The sequence below is a fragment of the Pseudomonas cuatrocienegasensis genome (assembly GCF_900110925.1).
In the GTDB taxonomy this organism is placed as follows: Bacteria; Pseudomonadota; Gammaproteobacteria; order Pseudomonadales; family Pseudomonadaceae; genus Aquipseudomonas; species Aquipseudomonas cuatrocienegasensis.
On sequence record NZ_FOFP01000009.1, the window covers coordinates 67,545 to 87,986 of the forward strand.

Genomic DNA, 20,442 nt, shown 5'->3' on the forward strand with positions numbered 1-20,442 from the left:
AAAAACGCCCGGCATAAGCCGGGCGTTTTTATGGGTGCTTGCAGCGCTGGGGCGTGACGCGCAGCCGATTAACGGGCGCGGTAGGTAATACGACCCTTGCTCAAGTCATAAGGCGTCAACTCGACGCGCACTTTGTCGCCAGTGAGAATGCGGATGTAGTTCTTGCGCATCTTTCCGGAGATGTGCGCGGTTACGACGTGCCCATTTTCCAACTCCACACGGAACATGGTGTTGGGCAGGGTGTCGACGACAGTGCCTTCCATTTCGAAGCTGTCTTCTTTCGACATGCAGTAAAGCCCTCGGTATCCAATGAATGGCCCGGCGCAACTGGCCCCAGGCAAAAGCGGCGTGCATTGTGCCCGAAAATAGTGGTTTACGCCAAGGACTTCAGGTAAGGGCGACCCATCGCTGATTAACGAACAGCTCGATAGGCCGGTATTGGGTCTTGTAGTTCATCTTGCGGCAGGCCTTGATCCAGTAGCCGAGGTAGACCGCCTCAAGGCCAAGGCGCAGGGTTTCGTTGATTTGCCAGAGGATGGCGAAGCGGCCCAGGCTGCGCTGTTCCTCGCCCGGTTCATAAAAGGTGTAGACCGCCGAGAGGCCATTGGGCAAGACGTCGGTAACAGCGATGGCCAGCAGGCGCCCGTCCTTGCGGAACTCGAAAAAACGGCAAAAGGCCAAATCCCTGACCAAAAAGGTGGCGAACTGTTCGCGACTCGGCGGGTACATGTCACCGTCGGCATGGCGCTGCTCGATGTAGCGCACATACAAGCCGTAATACTCGTCCGTGAACGTGGGCCGCACGCTGCGTACGGTCAAGTCCTGGTTGCGCTTGAGTACCCGGCGTTGCTGGCGGTTGGGGGTAAAGCGGGCCGCGGGGATGCGTGCCGGCAGGCAGGCGGTGCAGCGTTGGCAGTGGGGGCGGTACAGGTGGTCTCCGCTGCGGCGAAAGCCCATTTCTGAAAGTTCGGCATACACGGTCTCATCCATGGGCTGACTGGGGTCGAGGAACAGGGTGGTGGCTTGTTCGTCGGGCAGATAGCTGCAGGGATGGGGTTGGGTGGCATAGAACTTCAGCCGCGCCAGTTCGGTCATGGTCGACTCTCGCTAGGGAGCTACAGGGCGTGTGCCGGTTTCACTGCATGAAACGACAACAGGCTTTGATCAGTGTAAGCCAGGGTTTGGCGCACGCCTAGGCGCGCCAGTCGACTGGGCAGGGCAGATCAAGGTCGCGGGCCAGGTAGCTGGCAAAGCTTGCCCGGCTGATGGCCCGCGCGCCTAGGCTGTGCAGATGTTGGGTTGGCATCTGGCAGTCGATCAGACTGAAACCGGCGGCCTGCAAATGACGAACCAGGGTTACGAAACCGACCTTGGAGGCGTTGTCGGTGCGGCTGAACATTGACTCGCCGAAAAACAAACGACCCATGGCCAGGCCATACAGGCCGCCCACCAGCACGCCATCCTGGCGTACCTCGACCGAATGGGCCAGACCGCGGCGATGCAGCTCCAGGTAGGCTTGTTGCATCGCGTCGGTGATCCAGGTGCCATCGGCATAGTCGCGCGGCGCGGCACAGGCGGCGATGACAGCGGCAAAATCCTGGTCGAAGCTGACCGTGAAGCGTTGCTGACGCAAAACCTTGGTCAGGCTGCGGGATACATGCAGTTCGTCGGGAAACAGCACGGTGCGCGGGTCGGGCGACCACCACAGCAGCGGTTGGCCATCCTGGTACCAGGGGAAGCAGCCGTGCCGGTAGGCGGCGATCAGGCGTTCGGCGCTCAGATCGCCGCCAGCGGCCAGCAGCCCGTTGGGCTCACGCAACGCCTGCTGCAGGGGCGGGAATGCCAGAGAATCGCGCGACAACCAGGTCAGCATGGCCAAGCACCGAAGTGGGGGAGGGCGGCGTTGCCGCCCGCAGGCTCAGAGGGCGTCGAGGAACTTTTCCACATCCAGTGCGGCCATGCAGCCGGCGCCGGCCGAGGTAATGGCCTGGCGGTAGACGTGGTCGGCGACATCGCCGGCGGCGAACACGCCTTCGATGCTGGTCGCAGTGGCGTTGCCATCACCGCCGCCCTTGACGAGCAGGTAGCCATCGCGCATTTCCAGCTGACCCTGGAACAGCTCGGTGTTGGGCTTGTGGCCAATGGCGATAAAGACGCCAGCCAGGGGCAGCTCGTGGCTGTTGCCAGTCTGTGTGTCTTTCAAGCGCACACCGGTTACGCCAGTGGCATCACCCAGCACTTCTTCGAGGGTGTGGTTCCAGTGCAGGCGCACATTGCCGTTAGCAGCTTTTTCGAACAGTTTGTCCTGCAGGATCTTCTCCGAACGCAGCTTGTCGCGGCGGTGGATCAGGTGCACTTCCTTGGCGATGTTCGACAGGTACAGGGCTTCTTCAACAGCCGTGTTGCCGCCGCCGATCACGGCCACTACCTGGTTGCGGTAGAAGAAGCCGTCGCAGGTCGCGCAGGCTGATACGCCCTTGCCGGCGAAGGCTTCCTCGGAAGGCAGGCCCAGGTACTGCGCGGAGGCGCCCGTAGCGATGATCAAGGCATCGCAGGTGTAGGTAGCGCTGTCACCTTTGAGAGTAAAGGGGCGGCTCTGCAACTCGGCAGTATGAATGTGGTCGTAGACGATCTCGGTGTCGAAACGCTCCGCATGTTTTTGCATGCGGTCCATCAGTGCCGGGCCGGTCAGGCCTTCCACATCACCCGGCCAGTTATCGACTTCCGTGGTGGTGGTCAGTTGCCCGCCGGGTTGAATGCCGGTGATGATGACGGGCTTGAGGTTGGCGCGGGCGGCATAGACGGCAGCGCTGTAACCGGCGGGGCCGGAGCCCAGGATGATCAGGCGGGAATGCTTGACTTCGCTCATAAAAACCCCTCATAAGCCTTTGTCACAAAAGAGAATGCGTGCTCCAATTGAGCCGCAGGAGTGATGTTGCCGGGTATGCTACACCGAAGCAGGTGGCGAGCGGGAGCCGTGCGCGGCCAGGGGCTTGCGCAGCACATGGCAGCACAAAGCTAAAGTCGTACAATAGGGCAGATCATTGCTAATCGACCACTCGGCGCCACGCCGACGCAGGAATAAACCCGTTTTGAAGAACTCCAGCCCCACCACTCAGGCACCGCTGTGGCGCCAGCAATTGCCCTCCCGACTCAAGGAAGGCGCGCTCATCGCCTTGGGGGCCCTGTGCCTGTATCTGTGGATGGCGCTGTTGACCTATGACCCGGCTGATCCGGGCTGGACCCACACCAGCAATGTCGAGCAGGTGCAGAATGCCGCTGGACGTGCCGGGGCCTGGTTCGCCGATATCCTGTTTATGGCGCTAGGTTACTTTGCCTACCTGTTCCCGCTGCTGCTGGGCGTGAAGACTCTGCAGGTGTTCCGCTCGCGCCACCAGCCTTGGCAGTGGAGTGGCTGGCTGTTCTCCTGGCGCCTGATTGGCCTGGTATTTCTGGTGCTGTCGGGGGCCGCATTGGCCTATATCCATTTCGAGTCGGGCAACAGCATGCCCGCGTCTTCAGGTGGCGCGCTGGGTGAGAGCCTCGGTCATCTGGCGATCAATGCGCTCAACGTGCAGGGCAGTACGCTGCTGCTGATCTCACTGTTTCTCTTCGGCCTCACTGTGTTCACTGATCTGTCCTGGTTCAAGGTCATGGACCTGACCGGCAAGATCACCCTGGACCTGGTCGAGCTGGTGCAGACTCTGGTCAACCGCTGGTGGAGTGCGCGTCAGGACCGCAAGCAACTGGTCGCGCAATTGCGTGAGGTGGACGAGCGGGTGAATGAGGTCGCCGCGCCCGTGGTGCGTGATCGCCGCGAGCAAGCGCGGGTCAAGGAGCGTCTGATCGAGCGCGAAGACGCCCTGAACAAGCACATGATGGAGCGCGAGAGTCGCCCGGCACCGGTGATTACGCCGCCGGCGGCGCCAAAAGCGGTGGAGCCGAGCAAGCGGGTGCAGAAAGAGAAACAGGTATCCCTGTTTGTCGACAGCGCCGTCGAAGGCACACTGCCGCCGATTTCCATTCTCGACCCTGCCGAAGTCAAGAAAGTCGCCTATTCCCCCGAGTCGCTGGCCGGCGTTGGCCACCTGCTGGAGATCAAGCTGAAGGAGTTCGGTGTCGAGGTCACGGTCGACTCCATCCACCCCGGCCCGGTCATCACCCGTTACGAGATTCAGCCGGCCGCAGGGGTCAAAGTCAGCCGCATTTCCAATCTGGCCAAAGACCTGGCGCGCTCGCTGGCAGTGACCAGTGTACGTGTGGTCGAGGTGATCCCCGGCAAGACCACGGTGGGTATCGAGATCCCCAACGAAGACCGGCAGATCGTGCGCTTTTCCGAGGTGCTGTCGTCCAGCGAGTACGATGAAGCCAAGTCGCCGGTTACCCTGGCCCTGGGCCATGACATTGGCGGCAAACCGGTGATCACCGACCTGGCAAAGATGCCTCACTTGCTGGTGGCCGGTACCACCGGTTCGGGTAAGTCGGTTGGGGTCAACGCGATGATCCTGTCGATCCTGTTCAAGTCCAGCCCGGAAGAGGCCAAGCTGATCATGATCGACCCGAAAATGCTCGAGCTGTCGATCTACGAAGGCATTCCCCATCTGCTCTGCCCAGTGGTTACCGACATGAAGGAGGCCGCCAACGCACTGCGCTGGAGCGTCGCCGAAATGGAGCGGCGCTACAAGCTGATGTCGAAGATGGGCGTGCGCAACCTGGCGGGCTTCAACCGCAAGATCAAGGACGCCATCGAGGCCGGTACGCCGATCGCCGACCCGCTGTACAAGCGCGAGAGCATGCACGATGAAGCGCCGCTGCTCAAACCGCTGCCGACCATCGTGGTGGTGGTCGATGAGTTCGCCGACATGATGATGATCGTCGGCAAAAAGGTTGAAGAGCTGATTGCCCGTATCGCCCAGAAAGCACGAGCCGCAGGCATTCACCTGATTCTTGCGACCCAGCGCCCGTCGGTGGACGTGATCACCGGTCTGATCAAGGCCAACATTCCAACCCGCATGGCGTTCCAGGTGTCGAGCAAGATCGACTCGCGGACCATTATCGACCAGGGCGGCGCCGAGCAATTGCTCGGCCACGGTGACATGCTCTACATGCCTCCGGGCACCAGCCTGCCGATTCGTGTGCATGGCGCTTTTGTTTCCGACGAGGAAGTGCACCGCGTGGTCGAAGCCTGGAAGCTGCGTGGGGCGCCGGACTACAACGAAGAGATTCTGGCGGGCGTGGAGGAGGCCGGCAGTGGCTTCGAAGGCAGCAGTGGCGAGGGTGGCGACGACAGCGAAGATGATCCGCTGTACGACGAGGCTGTGAACTTCGTGCTGGAAAGCCGTCGCGCCTCTATTTCTGCAGTGCAGCGCAAACTGAAGATCGGCTACAACCGCGCCGCACGGATGATCGAAGCCATGGAAATGGCCGGCGTGGTGACCTCGATGAATACCAATGGCTCGCGTGAAGTAATTGCCCCAGGGCCTACGCGCGACTGACACCCTTTTTTGCTCTATTACGAGGACTTCAATGCGCCTTTATCGCCTGTTGCTTTTAGCCGTACTCAGCGTTTCCTGCCTCACCGCTCAGGCTGAGGATGCCGCTGCCGTGCAGCGCCTGACTCAGCTGCTCGATCAGGCCCAGACCCTGACCGCGCGTTTCTCCCAGCTGACCCTCGATGGCAGCGGCACCCAGTTGCAGGAGACCGCCGGCGAGCTGGCGCTCAAGCGTCCTGGGCTGTTCCGCTGGCACACCGATGAGCCGATGGAGCAACTGCTGGTCTCCAATGGCGAGAAAGTCTGGCTGTATGACCCGGATCTGGAGCAGGTCACCATTCAGGCCCTGGACCAGCGCCTGACCCACACCCCAGCGCTGCTGTTGTCTGGTGATGTGTCGCAGATCCAGGACAACTTCGACATCACCTTCAAGGAAGGCGGCAATGTCGTGGACTTCATCCTCAAGCCGAAATCCAAGGACACCCTGTTCGACAGCCTGCGCCTGTCGTTCCGGGCCGGTGTGCTCAATGATATGCAACTGATCGACAGCATCGGTCAGCGCACCAATATCCTCTTTCTGGCCGTCAAGATGAACCAGCCCGTCGATGACGCGCAGTTCACCTTCGAGGTGCCGGAAGGCGCCGACGTCATTCAGGAATAAGAGCCCCTTAACCGCCATGGATCTGTTTGCCCGCGCCCCTGTCGCCCAGCCCCTGGCCGCTCGCTTGCGTGCCGCCAGCCTGGATGAGTACGTGGGTCAGGAGCATCTGCTGGCTCGCGGCAAGCCGCTGCGCGAGGCGCTGGAGCAGGGCGCGCTGCACTCGATGATCTTCTGGGGGCCGCCAGGTGTGGGCAAGACCACCCTGGCGCGGCTGCTTGCCGATGTTTCCGAGGCGCACTTCGTGACCATTTCTGCGGTCTTGTCCGGGGTCAAGGAGATCCGTCAGGCGGTCGAGGTGGCCCAGCAGCATGCCGCGCAGTACGGGCGCCAGACCATCCTGTTTGTTGACGAGGTGCACCGCTTCAACAAGTCCCAGCAAGATGCCTTTCTGCCCTATGTGGAAGACGGCACGCTGATCTTTATCGGCGCCACCACCGAGAACCCGTCCTTCGAGCTAAACAACGCCTTGCTCTCGCGGGCCCGGGTGTATGTGCTCAAAAGCCTCGACGAGGCGGCGTTGCGCAAACTGGTCAGCCGCGCCCTGAGCGACGCCAAGGGGCTGGGTGAGCGCCATCTGCAGTTGCCGGAGGAGAGCTTTCGCATCCTCATGAGCGCGGCTGACGGCGATGGCCGGCGCTTTCTCAACTTTCTCGAGAATGCTGCCGACCTGGCCGAGGATGGCAGCGAAATCAGTGTCGAGTTGCTGCGTGACCTGCTCGGGGATACCCAGCGGCGTTTCGACAAGGGCGGCGAGGCGTTCTACGATCAGATTTCCGCCCTGCACAAGTCGGTGCGCGGCTCCAGCCCTGACGGTGCGCTCTACTGGTTTGCGCGCATGCTCGATGGCGGCTGCGACCCGCTGTACATCGCCCGGCGCGTGGTGCGCATGGCCAGCGAGGACATCGGCAATGCCGACCCGCGCGCCCTGACCCTGTGCCTCAACGCCTGGGATGTGCAAGAGCGATTGGGCAGCCCGGAGGGTGAGCTGGCCGTAGCCCAGGCCATCGTCTACCTGGCCTGCGCGCCCAAGAGCAACGCGGTGTACAACGCCTTCAAGGCGGCCATGCGCGACGTCTCCGAGAGCGGCTCGTTGGAGGTGCCGCTGCACCTGCGCAACGCGCCGACCAAGCTGATGAAAGAGCTGGGCTACGGCAACGAATACCGCTACGCCCATGACGAACCTGATGCCTACGCCGCCGGCGAAGACTATTTCCCCGAGTCCCTGACGCCGCGTCAGTACTACCAGCCAGTGCCCCGTGGCCTGGAGCTGAAGATTCGCGACAAGCTCGCGCACCTGGCTCAGCAGGATGCCGACAGCCCGAAAAAGCGGAGAGAGCCATGATCCGGGTTGCCTTGGCTGTCGCCTTCGCCGGTGCACTAGGTTGCGTGTTGCGTTTTTTGGTGGCCAGTTACGCCGTGGCTCAATGGCCGCGGCATTTTTACCTGGCGACCTTTACCGTCAATATCATCGGTTGTTTGCTGATCGGCCTGCTCTCGGGGCTGTTTCTGTTGCGCACCGACTTGCCGCTGGAGCTGCGCACCGGCCTGACCGTGGGCTTTCTCGGCGGTTTGACGACGTTCTCATCCTTTAGCCTGGAGCTGCTCAAACTGCTCGAGGCCGGGCGTCTGCCAGAAGCCGGCGCCTACCTGCTGTGCAGTATTTTCGGCGGTCTGCTGGCCGCCTGGGGTGGTTTGAGCCTTGCGCGCTTGCTGCACTGAGCGGCGCTAAGCCTTAAACTGCGCCACACCTCGCACCGCTCTGCGGCTGCCTGACTTTTTTCGTTGATGTATTGAGACCTGAACATGCTCGACTCCAAACTCGTTCGTACCCAGCTTCACGACGTGGCCGAGCGCCTGGCCGTTCGCGGCTTTGCCCTCGACACCGCGCGCTTCGAGGCCCTGGAAGCCCAGCGCAAGACCGTACAGACCCGCACCGAGCAATTGCAGGCCGAGCGCAACAGCCGCTCCAAGGCCATCGGCCAGGCCAAGCAGCGCGGTGAAGACATCGCGCCGTTACTGGCGGATGTCGACCGCATGGGCAGCGAACTGGAGGAGGGCAAGCGTGAGCTGGACGCCATCCAGGTCGAGCTCGACAACCTGCTGCTGAATATCCCTAACCTGCCCCACGAGTCGGTGCCGGTGGGTGAGGACGAAGAGGGCAACGTCGAAGTGCGTCGCTGGGGTACGCCGACGGCGTTCGATTTCCCGGTGCAGGACCATGTCAGCCTCGGTGAGCAGCATGGCTGGCTGGACTTCGAGACCGCCGCCAAACTCTCCGGCGCGCGCTTCGCCCTGCTGCGTGGGCCGATTGCCCGCCTGCACCGCGCACTGGCCCAGTTCATGATCAACCTGCACACCAGCGAGCATGGCTACGAAGAAGCCTACACGCCTTACCTGGTGCAGGCGCCGGCCCTGCAGGGCACTGGCCAATTGCCGAAGTTCGAGGAAGACCTGTTCAAGATCAGCCGCGAAGGCGAGGCGGACTTCTACCTGATTCCGACTGCCGAGGTGTCGCTGACCAATATCGTGGCCGGTGAGATTCTCGATGCCAAACAGCTGCCGCTGAAGTTCGTCGCCCATACGCCGTGCTTCCGTAGCGAAGCGGGCGCCTCCGGCCGCGATACCCGCGGGATGATCCGCCAGCACCAGTTCGACAAGGTCGAAATGGTGCATATCGTCGAGCCGGGCAAATCCTTCGAGGCACTGGAAGAACTGACCGGGCACGCCGAGAAGGTCCTGCAGCTGCTTGAACTGCCCTACCGCGTCCTGGCGCTGTGCACGGGCGACATGGGCTTCAGCGCAACCAAGACCTATGACCTGGAAGTCTGGGTGCCGAGTCAGGACAAGTACCGCGAAATCTCCTCCTGCTCCAACTGTGGCGACTTCCAGGCGCGGCGCATGCAGGCGCGCTACCGTAACCTGGAAACCGGCAAGCCGGAGCTGCTGCACACCCTCAATGGCTCGGGCCTGGCCGTAGGCCGTACCCTGGTGGCGGTGCTGGAAAATTATCAGCAAGCCGACGGCAGCATTCGCGTACCTGAGGTGCTCAAGCCTTATATGGGCGGCATCGAGGTCATCGGCTGAGCGTCCATCTGCGGGTGATCCGGTGTCGCCCGATGTAGCCGCCCGGCTGCAGGTCTACTGCACGCCGGGCGATTTTGTTTAGTGCCAGTCTGCGAGCCCTTGTCATGGATTTTCTTCCCCTGTTTCACAAGCTGCGTGACCGCGTGGTGTTGGTGGTCGGCGGCGGTGAGGTAGCGTTGCGCAAGTCGCGCCTGATCGCCGAGGCGGGGGCCAGGCTGCGCGTCGTGGCCCCCGAGGTGCGCGAAGAGCTGCAGGCGCTGGTTGCCGACAGCGGCGGGGAAGTGCGCCTGCGCGATTACCTGGACGACGACATCTTGGGTGTGTGCCTGATCATCGCCGCCACCGATGACGAGCCGCTCAACGCGCGAATCTCCGCCCAGGCGCAGCACCTGGGTATGCCGGTCAATGTCGTCGATGCGCCAGCGCTGTGCAGCGTGATCTTCCCGGCCATTGTCGATCGCTCGCCGCTGATCGTCGCCGTCACCAGTGGCGGTGATGCGCCCGTGCTGGCGCGCCTGATTCGCGCCAAGATCGAGACCTGGATTCCTGCTACCTACGGCCAATTGGCCGGCCTGGCCAAGCGCTTCCGCGCCCAGGTCAAGGCGCTGTTCCCCGATGTGCAGCAGCGCCGGGTGTTCTGGGAAGACGTGTTCCAGGGGCCGATTGCCGAAAGCGTATTCGCCGGCAAACCGGGCGAGGGCGAGCGCCTGCTTAAAGAGAAAATCGAGGGCATCGCCCCACGCACCCTGGGTGAGGTGTACCTGGTCGGTGCCGGGCCGGGTGATCCCGATTTGCTGACCTTCCGCGCCCTGCGTCTGATGCAGCAGGCCGATGTGGTGCTTTACGACCGTCTGGTGGCGCCGGCGATCATCGATTTGTGCCGCCGCGACGCCGAACGCATCTATGTCGGCAAGCAGCGCGCTGACCATGCGCTGCCCCAGGAGCAGATCAACCAGCGTCTGGTTACCCTGGCCCTGGAAGGCAAGCGCGTGCTACGCCTCAAGGGCGGTGACCCGTTTATCTTCGGCCGTGGTGGGGAGGAAATCGAAGAACTGGCCGCCCATGGCATTCCGTTCCAGGTGGTGCCGGGCATTACTGCCGCCAGTGGCTGCGCGGCCTATGCCGGGATTCCCCTGACCCATCGCGACCATGCGCAATCGGTGCGCTTCGTCACCGGCCATCTCAAGGATGGCAGTTGCGATTTGGCCTGGGGCGAGCTGACGGCTCCCAGCCAAACGCTGGTGTTTTATATGGGCTTGGTCGGCTTGCCGATGATCTGCGCGCAACTGATCGCCCATGGACGCAGCGCAGACACGCCAGCGGCGCTGATTCAGCAAGGCACCACCCAGAACCAGCGCGTATTCACCGGCACCTTGGCCAACCTGGCCGAACTGGTGGCGCAGCATGACGTGCGTGCGCCGACCCTGGTGATTGTCGGCGAGGTGGTGCAGTTACGCGAAAAGCTGGCCTGGTTCGAGGACGCAGTTCAAAGCAACCGAGCCTGAGCCGGGCCAGTTGCTTATTGCTGGTAGATACCTTTGCCCGGCAGGCGTGCGCGGTCATGGGGGCGGTCAAGCGCCAGCGACGGGCCTTTGGGGATCACCCCGGTCGGGTTAATGGTGGCGTGACTGGCGTAGTAGTGGCTTTTGATGTGGGTGAAGTCCACGGTCTCGGCAATGCCCGGCCACTGGTACTGCTCGCGCAGCCAGTTGGCCAGGTTGGGGTAGTCTTCCAGGCGGCGCAGGTTGCACTTGAAATGGCCGTGGTAGACCGCGTCGAAGCGCACCAGGGTGGTGAACAGACGAATGTCGGCCTCGGTTAGGTATTCGCCAGCCAGGTAGCGCCGGCTGTCCAAGCGCGCTTCCAGGCTGTCCAGTGCATCGAACAGCTCGTCGAAGGCTTCCTCATACGCATCCTGGCGCGTGGCAAAGCCGGCGCGATACACCCCATTGTTCACCGCCGGGTAGATGCGGCCGTTAAGGGCATCGATCTGCTCGCGCAGGTGTTCGGGGTAAAGGTCGAGGCGGTTGCCCGTCAGTTCATCGAAGGCGCTGTTGAACATGCGGATGATTTCCGCTGACTCATTGCTGACGATACGCTGGCGCTGGGTGTCCCACAGCAGCGGGACCGTCACACGGCCGGTGTATTGCGGATCGTCGGCGCTGTAGCGTTGATGCAGGTAGGTCAGGTCGCCGAGGGCATCGCCGCTGGAGCCGTGGGCCGTATCGAAGGTCCAGCCGTTCTCGCGCATCAGCCAACTGACTGTTGAGACGCCAATCAGCGGCTGCAGGCCTTTGAGGTTGCGCAGTATCAGGGTGCGATGGGCCCAGGGGCAGGCGAGTGACACATACAGGTGGTAGCGCCCGGGTTCGGCGGTAAAGCCACCGTCGCCGCTGGGGCCGGGCGCACCGTCCGGGGTGATCCAGTGGCGGCGTTGTGCGTCTTCACGCTGGAAGCGTCCGGTGTCTCCGGTGTCGTACCACTGGTCGCGCCAGGTTCCGTCTATCAGCAGGCCCATAAGACTGGCTCCGTCGTAAGTGAGGGTGTCAGTCTAACGACCTGGGCTAGGGTCTGTTGCCGTTTCGTCGCAAGCCGCGTTGCCGCGAACGAAACGGCAACAGACCCTAATTGAAAGGTGCAAAAAAACGCCCGGTTTGATCGGTCAGGCCGATCTGTGTCGGGCTGCCCAGCGCCGCTTCGCGTCCTCGAATGCAGCCTCACGGCTGGCTCCCAGCCCGCGCAGCGCCAGGGCCATGGTGCTGATTACCGCCAGTTCGCCATAGGCATCTGCGGCTTCGCCGTTCCACACTGCGAGCAAATGGCTCGGATCCAGGCGCTCGGGTTTGACGTGGCGCATTGGGCTCAGCGCAGGCCAGCTCTCATCCCAGTTTTCGCCATTGCCGGTGCCATACAGCTGGCTGTTGGCGTCCGGGTTGACTTCGATCTCGCCGCCTTCGCCCTTGATTACGATGGCCGTGTCGCCAAGCAACTGGCTGGCTTCGCGGTGCACGGCCTGATAGCCCGGGTGGAAAATACTCTGCAACCCACAGGTGGCCCCCAGTGGGTTGAGAATACGTGCCAGCGAGTGGATCGGTGAGCGCAGGCCCAGGGTGTTGCGCAAATCGATCATGCGCTGCAGCTGGGGCATCCAGTCGCCCAGGGGAATAAAGGCCAGGCCGCTGTTATCCAGTGCGTCGCCGACTTGCGACCAATCCCGACACAGGGTGATATTCAGCGTCCCCAGCAACTGCTCGCTGTACAGGCGGCCAGCCGTATGGGCGCCGCCACCGTGCATCAGGATACGTAGGCCGCTGCCTGCCAGGGCCTTGGCCGCCAGTAGAAACCAGGGCAGGTGGCGCTTTTTGCCGGCGTAGGTGGGCCAGTCCAGGTCGACCGGGAGGCTGGGCACCTGCAGGCGTGCGCGCACGGCTTCGGTAAAGCCGGCCATTTCTTCGGCGCTTTCTTCCTTGTGCCGCAGCAGCATGAGAAAGGCACCCAGCTGGGTGTCTTCTGTCTGCCCATCGAGCAGCATGCCCATGGCTTCGCGGGCTTCCTCGCGGGTCAGGTTGCGCGCGCCACGCTTGCCCTTACCGAGGATGCGCACGAACGTGGCGAAGGGGTGTTCGGCGGGCGTCTCGAGGATCATAGGCAATTCGTCGGTTTGGGCAGGCCAGCAAGCTTGGCCGCCAGTTTGGCAGGGGTGCCGTTGAACAGTTGGTTCAGGTGCAGGCTGTTGCCCTTTTCCGGGCCCAGTTGCAAGGCGATGTATTTGATCAGCGGGCGGTTGGCCGGGGACAACTGAAATTCGGCATAAAACGCCCGTAGGGCGTGCAGGATTTCCCAATGTGCTGCCGTTAACGACAAACCTGATTCGCGGGCCAGGGCTTCGGCGACCGGCTCGGACCAGTCGCTCAGGTCGACCAGATAACCGTCCTTGTCCAGGGCAACGGTCTGCCCTTCGAGAGATAGCGTCGTCATAGCCAGCTGTTGACCTTGTCATAGCGCAGGGTCAGGGCCACAAATGTCGAGTAATCGACCGCCGTGACCGCATCGTCCGCCTGGATATTGCGCGCCTGCAGATCCTCGGCGAGGGCATACAGCCCCGCGCCGCTCGGCAGCGAAGCCAGCGCCTTGCGCGCGGCGCTGGCCGGTTGCAAGGCATAGACCGCATCGCCGCTGAGCAATAAGCCATCCTCTGCGCCGAACAGGCGCAGACAGCTAGTGAGGCGGTCATTCCCGTAGGGTGAATGAGAGAGTAGGTGCAGGGTCGTCATCAGAGGGTTATCACCTGATCGTAGCGGGCCAGCAGCGCCTGCAGTGCGCTCGTGTCGAGCAGTTCGGCAGGCAGCGCTAGGGGTGTCTGGCCGAGTCCGCGCTCGCCCAGGCTGTGGGCGCAGCAGTACAGCGCTTCGATGCCGAACAGCGGCAAGGCCTGCAGGTTGGCGGTGAGGTCTTTCTGTTGCAGGGCCTTAGGTGCCTGCTCGGCAAACAGTTGGAACACGCCATCATCGAGAAACAGCAAGCCGATCGGCAGGTCATAGGCGCCGCCCGCCAGCACGATATCCAGCGTCTCACGGGCGCCAGGGCCGCTCCAGGGCGCCTGGCGGCTGATGATCAATAGCGACTTGCTCATCTCAAGGCCCTCCAAAGCAGATCAGACGATCCGCTTCCTGTACGGCCTCGTGCAGTTGTCCCAGCCCGGACAACACCCAGGGCGCCTCGATACTGGCCGCGGTGCGGCCGTAGCGGGTGGCTTCATCAGTGTCGAGCACACCACGGCGCAGCGCAGCGGCAATGCACACCACACCATCGAGGTTATGGGCCTTTACAAAGGTGCGCCATTCGGCGGTTAGATCAAGCTCGTCCTGGCTGCTGACCACGCTGGAAGAGGCGCTGTGGACGCCGTCCTGATAAAAGAACAGCCGCACGATTTCATGGCCGTCGGCCAGCGCGGCCTGGGCAAAACGCAAGGCCCGACGCGCAGCGGGCTGATGGGGCGCGGCGAACAGCGCAATGGCGAATTTCATGGATGATCCGGCAATACAGTCTGCGCGAATGATAAAGCCTGAGCGCTGAAGATGCTTGCGGCAGATATGAAAAAGCCCGCCGAAGCGGGCTCTCTCACATGCTGCAGTACTCAGTCGTCGCCGCCCATGATGCCAAACAGCTGCAGCAGGCTGACGAAGAGGTTGTAGATGGACACATACAGGCTGATGGTCGCCATGATGTAGTTGCGCTCACCGCCGTGGATGATCGCGCTGGTCTGGAACAGAATGCAGGCCGAGGAGAACAGCACGAAGCCTGCGCTGATCGCCAGTTGCAGCCCGCTGATCTGGAAGAAGAAGCTCGCCACGATGGCGCCCAGCAGGACGAAGAACCCGGCGGTGATGAAGCCGCTGAGGAAGCTCATGTCCTTGCGCGTGGTGAGCACGTAGGCCGAGAGGCCGAAGAACACCAGAGCGGTCATGGTAAAGGCCGAGCTGACGACTTCCGCGCCGTTGGCCATGCCCAGGTAGCGATTGAGAATCGGACCCAGGGTGTAGCCCATGAAGCCGGTGAGGGCGAGGGTCGAAACCAGGCCCCAGGCCGAGTCACGCAGCTTGGCGGTGAGGAAGAACAGCCCGTAGAAGCCGATCAGTACCACGAAGATGTTCGGGTAGGCGACGTTGGCGCGCTGGGCGAGGAACGCCACCAGGCCGCTGAAGGCCAGGGTGATGGCCAAAAGGCCGTAAGTGTTGCGCAATACGCGGCTGACTGCTTGCTGCTCAACCTGCGCATGGCCGAGTGCGTAATCTTGTTCGTGCATGGCGACACTCCTGTAGAAGACGGGGTAGGTTCCGTGACCTGAGTCGGGCTTGATCATAACAGAGCTCGATACGCTGCCAAGCCAGAGAGTTTGACAGTGTGTTGCGTTCCGGTAAGATTGCCGCCCGCAACACGCCGGAAGCGTGGCAGAGCGGTTGAATGCAACGGTCTTGAAAACCGTCGAAGGGGAAACTCTTCCGTGAGTTCGAATCTCACCGCTTCCGCCATTTTTGACAGACCCCTGATACCGAAAGGTTCAGGGGTTTTCTGTTTACGGCTGCTACTACACAGGCTGGCGCTTGATACGCCCTGTGTGGCCCCCTTGGGACGCTCTGCGTCGGCCGTACCGAGACGCGGCGTGTCTCGGGCTGCATGCCCACGCGGAGCGTGGAAACGATTAAAAAAGAACTCCGGCCGCCGCACAGTAGGCCTGGACTCCAAGCGATTTGATTTTGCTGGTCATCATCCGCCGTGGGCTGGTGGTGATCAGCCGTGCTTGATGGCGACGTTGTCGGCTGCTGCCGCCAGGATCGGAGCGCAACGTAACCCACGAAGATGATATAGAGCGGGGACATGGAAGTTCTTCTAGCTGATCGCGGTGGAGCCGCTTGTCCTTGTGAGTGTTAAGCGGGTGTGCTGCTGTCGCCTGTGTCAATCGTCTTTGGGCACCGTCCAGAACAGCTGCACACCGTCGTCGCGATGGGCGATGGTGACGTTGTCGTTTTCGGCGATCTCATCGAGGATGCGCGCCCAGTCTTCGGGTGTGTCGCCTTCGACCCGTAACAGCACCGCTGATCGGGATTTTTGCGCAGCTGGCGCGTTGATAGCGCGGTGGATACGGGCGCCGAGCAACTCGTAGCTAGTGGGTGCTGCAGCGGGAGCGGGTTTGCCTTTTGCCATGGTTTGTTATCTCGATTACTGTATGTGCATACAGTAATTCCGAGGTCAGCAAATGTCACTCTCCATTCTTGGTCGCAACCAGCGGCTCGAGCACCTGTTGCCGGAAGCCCGCGAGCTGCGCATTACCGGGTTTCAGTCGCCAGCCGAAGACGAGAAGGAGGGCGGGCTTTCGTTGGATGCACTAACGGGCCTGGGTGCGCCGCAAATTTGGGTGGTGCGTGTAGACGACGACACGCTGCTGGGCTTTGGCCTGTACCCCGGCGACCGCCTGGTGGTAGACCGTGGCGCGCTGTGCACTCATGAGCAGTATGTAGTCGTGGATCTGGACGGCAGCTACCGCGTGCGCCTGATGATGCGTAACGAGGAGGGCTGCCTGGTGCTGCGTGCGGCTCAGCGTTTTACGCCGGATATTGTCTTGGGGCCTGAAGCGATCCTTGATGTATGGGGAGCTGTGCGTTGGGTGGTCAGCTATGTGGGGCCTTGAACATGTCCGTGTTCGCATTGATTGATTGCAATGCCTTTTACTGCAGCTGCGAGCGGATCTGTCAGCCGGCGCTCAAGCAGATGCCCGTGGTCGTGGTGAGCAATAACGATGGCTGCATCATTGCCCGTACCCGTGAAGCCAAGGCGCTGGGCATACCCATGGGGGCTCCGTATTTCAAGGTGCGCGATCAGTTGGCAGCGGCCGGGGTTGCAGTGCGCTCGAGCAATTACACGCTCTATGCAGATATCAGCAACCGGGTAATGCGCACCATCGCTGAGCTGGTACCGGCGATTGAGGTGTATAGCGTCGACGAGTGCTGGGCAGATCTAACCGGCATTGTCGATTTAGCCGGCCTGGGTGTACAGATACGCACGCGTTTGCTGCGCGATGTGGGTATGCCGGTGGGCGTGGGCATCAGCACTACCAAGACCCTGGCCAAATTGGCTAACTGGGCCGCGAAGAAGTGGCCGGCCACGGGTGGCGTGGTGGACCTTACAGCGTCGGCTCGTCAGGCGAAGCTGCTGCGCATTGCTCCGCTGAATGAGGTGTGGGGTATTGGCCGGCGTTTAGCGCCGCAGTTGCAGGCATTGGGCATGAGCACCGCCTGGGATTTGGCGCAGTACGACATTGCTACGCTGCGCAAAACCTTCGGCGTGACCCTGGAGCGCACAGCGCGCGAGCTACGCGGTGAGAGTTGCCTGCAGATGAGCGAAGGTCCACCGCCCAAGCAGGCGATATGCAGCTCGAAGATGTTTGGCCACAGGCTGTACGAGTTGGCGCCGATACGCGAGGCGCTGGCGACTTATGTAACTCGCGCTGCCGAGAAACTGCGCAGTCAGGCGTCCCTGTGTGGCGCCATTCAGGTAGGGTTGCGCACCCAAGCGCACAACCTCCATCTGCCGCGCTATGCCAACGCCTTGAGCGTGGCGCTGCACAGCCCCACCGATGACACGCGGGACATACTCGCTCCGGCACTGCGCGCGTTGGAGGCAATTTATCGACCGGGGTTTGCGTACTCCAAGTGCTCAATCTTACTAACGGACCTCAGCCGGCGCGGTGAGATGACAATGGATCTGTTTGCCTCCGCGCCAAGGCCGGGCAGTGAGCGGCTGATGGCCGTCGTTGATGCGATTAATAAGCGCGAGGGCCGCGGTACCGTGCGTCTTGGGCGAGTGCCCGTTGCCCCGGCCTGGGCCATGCGCCGGGAGATGAAAAGCCAGTGCTACACCACCCGCTGGGATGAGGTGATCGGTGTTAGAGGCTAGAGGGGCCTGACCAACGCTGTCATCCGACCAGTCGTCGACGATCCTGATCGGATGGTCGAGTGTTTCTCCTGGCCACCCTTGTTCTGTACACTGCACAAAAAATTCGCCGGAAGTACCGTCCTAGAGCGGTTTTTGTGTTTTATCCGAGCATCTGTCGAAGCGCATCCAGGCACTGAATGGGCATTTGTCCGTACTAGGTCTTGCGGATGCTTTTTGCTATGGTGAGTGCATTCGAAAAGACCGCTCTGGCAGCGGCTGCTGCAGTACGAGGTGTCGTTTGATTAAGGTTCTAGTCGTTGATGACCATGATCTGGTGCGCACGGGTATCACCCGTATGCTGGGCGATATCGATGGGCTACAGGTGGTGGGGCAGGCGAGTTCTGGCGAGGAGTCGCTGAAAAAGACCCGCGAACTCAAGCCTGATGTCGTGCTGATGGACGTACGTATGCCGGGCATTGGTGGGCTGGAGGCGACGCGCAAGCTAATTCGCAGCCATCCCGATCTCAAGGTCGTGGCCGTTACCGCTTGTGAGGAAGACCCTTTCCCTACGCGACTCTTGCAGGCCGGAGCCGCCGGTTACATGACCAAGGGCGCAGGCCTGGAAGAAATGGTCCAGGCGATCCGCATGGTGTTTGCCGGCCAGCGTTATATCAGCCCGCAGATTGCCCAGCAGTTGGCCCTCAAATCCTTTCAGCCACAAACCTCGCAGTCGCCATTCGAGCTGCTGTCAGAGCGCGAAATCCAGATCGCCCTGATGATCGCCGGCTGCCAGAAGGTCCAGAGCATTTCCGACAAGTTGTGCCTGTCGCCCAAGACGGTGAATACCTACCGCTACCGCATCTTCGAAAAGCTCTCCATCACCAGCGACGTCGAGTTGGCGCTGCTGGCTGTGCGCCATGGCATGGTCGATGCCACCCACTGAGATGCTGCCTGCGTTCGACCCCAGTGCCTTTCTTTCTACCTGCAGCGGTCGGCCAGGCGTGTACCGCATGTTCGATGCGGACGGCAAGCTGCTGTACGTCGGCAAGGCAAAAAACCTCAAGAAGCGCTTGGCCAGCTACTTTCGCAAGCTCGGTCTGGCGCCCAAGACTGCTGCGCTGGTCGGTAAGATCGCCTCGGTCGAAACCACCATCACCGCCAACGAGACCGAGGCGCTGCTGCTCGAGCAGACGCTGATCAAAGAGTGGCGCCCGCCGTACAACATCCTGCTGCGTGACGACAAATCCTACCCCTATGTGTTTCTCTCCGACGGGGCATTCCCGCGTCTGAGCATTCACCGTGGGGCGAAGAAGGCCAAGGGCCGCTACTTCGGCCCGTATCCGAGTGCCGGTGCGATCCGCGAGAGCCTGCAACTGCTGCAGAAGGCCTTTCAGGTGCGTCAGTGCGAAGACAGTTACTACCGCAACCGTACTCGGCCATGTCTGCAGTACCAGATCAAACGCTGCAAGGGGCCCTGTGTCGAGGGCCTGGTCACACCTGAGGTATATGCCGAGGACGTGCGCCATTCGGTGATGTTTCTCGAAGGCCGTAGCAATGCCCTGAGTGACGAGTTATCGGCCGCGATGCAAAGCGCTGCGATGAACCTGGACTTTGAACGCGCTGCCGAGCTGCGTGACCAGATGGCACTGCTGCGTCGGGTCCAGGACCAGCAGAGCATGGAAGGCGGCACGGGCGACGTCGATGTAGTCGCGGCCATGGTCAACCCCGGCGGCGCCTGCGTGCACTTGATCAGCGTGCGCGGTGGCCGGGTGCTGGGCAGCAAGAATTTCTTCCCCCAGGTGGGCATCGAAGAGGCAGGCAGCGAGGTGCTGCTGGCGTTCCTGGCGCAGTATTACCTGGGCAGCGCCGAGCGCGATTTGCCCAGTGAGCTGATCGTCAACGCCCAGCACGAGGACTATCCGACCCTGATTGCCGCCATCGACGCGCAGCGCGGCCGTGAGTTGAGCATCAGCTACCGCGTACGCGGCACTCGCGCACGCTGGCAGCAGCTGGCGGTGACCAACGCCGAACAGGCGTTGGGCGCGCGTCTGGCCAACCGTCAGCACGTGGCGGCGCGCTTCGAGGCGTTGGCCGAAGCGCTGGGCATGGATGAGATTCCGCAGCGCCTGGAGTGCTTCGACATCAGTCATTCCAGTGGCGAGGCGACGGTTGCCTCCTGCGTCGTATTCGGCCCGGAAGGCCCGCTGAAGTCCGACTACCGCCGCTACAACATCGAAGGTGTGACCGCAGGCGATGACTATGCCGCGATGCACCAGGCCCTGACCCGGCGCTTCAGCAAGATCAAGGACGGCGAGGGCAAGCTGCCCGATATCCTCCTGGTCGATGGCGGCAAGGGCCAGTTGGCCATGGCCCGCGATGTGCTGCAGGAGCTGGCCGTACCCGACCTGACGCTGCTTGGTGTGGCCAAGGGCACTACGCGCAAGCCGGGCCTGGAAACCCTGTACCTGAACGATGCCAGCAATGAATTTACCTTGCCGGGCCATTCGCCGGCGCTGCACCTGATTCAGCAGATTCGCGACGAATCCCACCGTTTCGCCATCACCGGTCACCGCGCGCGCCGCGGTAAAACGCGGCGCACTTCGACCCTGGAGGAGGTTGCAGGCGTCGGTCCAAAGCGCCGCCGCGAACTGCTCAACCACTTCGGTGGGCTGCAGGAACTGACGCGTGCGAGCACCGAAGAGATCGCAAAAGCGCCGGGTATCAGTAAAAAGCTTGCCGAGTCGATTTATGAGGCTCTGCACAGCGAGTAGA

22 protein-coding genes and 1 tRNA gene are annotated in these 20,442 nt (G+C 62.0%); 11 read left to right on the top strand and 12 right to left on the bottom strand.

Annotated elements, in window-relative coordinates:
* Nucleotides 1–68: 68 nt before the first annotated feature.
* The 4 genes from infA to trxB all read right to left on the bottom strand — a co-directional run bounded on the left by infA (nt 69) and on the right by trxB (nt 2,869).
* Nucleotides 69–287, bottom strand: coding sequence for a translation initiation factor IF-1 (infA, locus tag BMW49_RS13755; protein ID WP_002553999.1), 219 nt, complete (start codon nt 285–287; stop codon nt 69–71).
* A 100-nt stretch (nt 288–387) separates the two neighbouring features.
* Complete coding sequence (locus tag BMW49_RS13760) at nt 388–1,095, bottom strand: arginyltransferase (RefSeq protein WP_069517317.1); 708 nt, start codon at nt 1,093–1,095, stop codon at nt 388–390.
* Nucleotides 1,096–1,192: 97 nt separating this feature from the next.
* The gene (gene aat / locus BMW49_RS13765) at nt 1,193–1,873 is read right to left on the bottom strand and encodes a leucyl/phenylalanyl-tRNA--protein transferase (RefSeq protein WP_069517315.1); all 681 of its coding nucleotides are present in this window, start codon (nt 1,871–1,873) and stop codon (nt 1,193–1,195) included.
* A gap of 45 nt (nt 1,874–1,918) precedes the next feature.
* The gene (gene trxB / locus BMW49_RS13770; RefSeq protein ID WP_069517313.1) at nt 1,919–2,869 is read right to left on the bottom strand and encodes a thioredoxin-disulfide reductase; all 951 of its coding nucleotides are present in this window, start codon (nt 2,867–2,869) and stop codon (nt 1,919–1,921) included.
* Nucleotides 2,870–3,092: 223 nt separating this feature from the next.
* Here trxB and ftsK point away from each other — a divergent pair, with 223 nt between their 5' ends.
* The 6 genes from ftsK (at nt 3,093) to cysG (ending at nt 10,742) form a co-directional block, all read left to right on the top strand.
* On the top strand, nt 3,093–5,495 hold the full coding sequence (ftsK, locus tag BMW49_RS13775; protein WP_069517311.1) for a DNA translocase FtsK: 2,403 nt from the start codon (nt 3,093–3,095) through the stop codon (nt 5,493–5,495).
* A gap of 31 nt (nt 5,496–5,526) precedes the next feature.
* The gene (gene lolA / locus BMW49_RS13780) at nt 5,527–6,153 is read left to right on the top strand and encodes an outer membrane lipoprotein periplasmic chaperone LolA (RefSeq protein WP_069517309.1); all 627 of its coding nucleotides are present in this window, start codon (nt 5,527–5,529) and stop codon (nt 6,151–6,153) included.
* Nucleotides 6,154–6,169: 16 nt separating this feature from the next.
* A complete protein-coding gene (locus BMW49_RS13785) occupies nt 6,170–7,495 on the top strand; it encodes a replication-associated recombination protein A (protein ID WP_069517307.1) in 1,326 nt (441 codons plus the stop codon).
* Nucleotides 7,492–7,872 (top strand): fluoride efflux transporter CrcB, encoded by a 381-nt coding sequence (gene crcB / locus BMW49_RS13790; protein WP_069517305.1) that lies wholly within the window; start codon nt 7,492–7,494, stop codon nt 7,870–7,872. The genes BMW49_RS13785 and crcB overlap by 4 nt, the downstream gene beginning before the upstream one ends.
* A gap of 84 nt (nt 7,873–7,956) precedes the next feature.
* Nucleotides 7,957–9,237 carry a serine--tRNA ligase gene (gene serS, locus BMW49_RS13795; protein WP_069517303.1) on the top strand — a complete coding sequence of 427 codons (1,281 nt, stop codon included), beginning with the start codon at nt 7,957–7,959 and terminating at the stop codon, nt 9,235–9,237.
* Nucleotides 9,238–9,341: 104 nt separating this feature from the next.
* Nucleotides 9,342–10,742, top strand: coding sequence for a siroheme synthase CysG (gene cysG / locus BMW49_RS13800; RefSeq protein WP_069517301.1), 1,401 nt, complete (start codon nt 9,342–9,344; stop codon nt 10,740–10,742).
* Nucleotides 10,743–10,756: 14 nt separating this feature from the next.
* Here cysG and BMW49_RS13805 read toward each other — a convergent pair whose 3' ends face one another.
* From BMW49_RS13805 to BMW49_RS13835, 7 genes are all read right to left on the bottom strand, one after another.
* Nucleotides 10,757–11,755 carry a glutathione S-transferase family protein gene (locus BMW49_RS13805; RefSeq protein WP_069517299.1) on the bottom strand — a complete coding sequence of 333 codons (999 nt, stop codon included), beginning with the start codon at nt 11,753–11,755 and terminating at the stop codon, nt 10,757–10,759.
* A 144-nt stretch (nt 11,756–11,899) separates the two neighbouring features.
* Nucleotides 11,900–12,883, bottom strand: coding sequence for a glycosyl transferase family protein (locus tag BMW49_RS13810; protein WP_069517297.1), 984 nt, complete (start codon nt 12,881–12,883; stop codon nt 11,900–11,902).
* Nucleotides 12,880–13,215 carry a TusE/DsrC/DsvC family sulfur relay protein gene (locus BMW49_RS13815; RefSeq protein ID WP_069517295.1) on the bottom strand — a complete coding sequence of 112 codons (336 nt, stop codon included), beginning with the start codon at nt 13,213–13,215 and terminating at the stop codon, nt 12,880–12,882. The genes BMW49_RS13810 and BMW49_RS13815 overlap by 4 nt, the downstream gene beginning before the upstream one ends.
* Nucleotides 13,212–13,511, bottom strand: coding sequence for a sulfurtransferase complex subunit TusB (gene tusB / locus BMW49_RS13820; RefSeq protein ID WP_069517293.1), 300 nt, complete (start codon nt 13,509–13,511; stop codon nt 13,212–13,214). The genes BMW49_RS13815 and tusB overlap by 4 nt, the downstream gene beginning before the upstream one ends.
* On the bottom strand, nt 13,511–13,870 hold the full coding sequence (gene tusC, locus BMW49_RS13825) for a sulfurtransferase complex subunit TusC (protein ID WP_069517291.1): 360 nt from the start codon (nt 13,868–13,870) through the stop codon (nt 13,511–13,513). The genes tusB and tusC overlap by 1 nt, the downstream gene beginning before the upstream one ends.
* Before the next feature lies 1 nt (nt 13,871).
* Nucleotides 13,872–14,264: a sulfurtransferase complex subunit TusD gene (gene tusD / locus BMW49_RS13830; protein WP_069517289.1), complete on the bottom strand. Its 393-nt coding sequence runs from the start codon at nt 14,262–14,264 to the stop codon at nt 13,872–13,874.
* 110 nt (nt 14,265–14,374) lie between these two features.
* On the bottom strand, nt 14,375–15,043 hold the full coding sequence (locus BMW49_RS13835) for a Bax inhibitor-1/YccA family protein (RefSeq protein ID WP_069517287.1): 669 nt from the start codon (nt 15,041–15,043) through the stop codon (nt 14,375–14,377).
* Nucleotides 15,044–15,179: 136 nt separating this feature from the next.
* Between BMW49_RS13835 and BMW49_RS13840 the strand changes: the two genes are divergently transcribed.
* Nucleotides 15,180–15,269, top strand: a tRNA-Ser gene (locus BMW49_RS13840).
* Nucleotides 15,270–15,693: 424 nt separating this feature from the next.
* Here the strand turns inward: BMW49_RS13840 and BMW49_RS13845 are convergent.
* Nucleotides 15,694–15,942, bottom strand: a complete 249-nt coding sequence (locus BMW49_RS13845; protein WP_069517285.1) for a DUF1654 domain-containing protein — start codon at nt 15,940–15,942, stop codon at nt 15,694–15,696.
* Nucleotides 15,943–15,994: 52 nt separating this feature from the next.
* Between BMW49_RS13845 and BMW49_RS13850 the strand changes: the two genes are divergently transcribed.
* The 4 genes from BMW49_RS13850 (at nt 15,995) to uvrC (ending at nt 20,441) form a co-directional block, all read left to right on the top strand.
* On the top strand, nt 15,995–16,426 hold the full coding sequence (locus BMW49_RS13850; RefSeq protein WP_069517283.1) for a S24 family peptidase: 432 nt from the start codon (nt 15,995–15,997) through the stop codon (nt 16,424–16,426).
* A gap of 2 nt (nt 16,427–16,428) precedes the next feature.
* Nucleotides 16,429–17,691: a translesion error-prone DNA polymerase V subunit UmuC gene (umuC, locus tag BMW49_RS13855; RefSeq protein ID WP_069517281.1), complete on the top strand. Its 1,263-nt coding sequence runs from the start codon at nt 16,429–16,431 to the stop codon at nt 17,689–17,691.
* A gap of 277 nt (nt 17,692–17,968) precedes the next feature.
* Nucleotides 17,969–18,613, top strand: coding sequence for a response regulator transcription factor GacA (gene gacA / locus BMW49_RS13860; RefSeq protein ID WP_069517279.1), 645 nt, complete (start codon nt 17,969–17,971; stop codon nt 18,611–18,613).
* A gap of 1 nt (nt 18,614) precedes the next feature.
* Complete coding sequence (gene uvrC, locus BMW49_RS13865; protein ID WP_069517447.1) at nt 18,615–20,441, top strand: excinuclease ABC subunit UvrC; 1,827 nt, start codon at nt 18,615–18,617, stop codon at nt 20,439–20,441.
* Nucleotide 20,442: the final 1 nt, after the last annotated feature.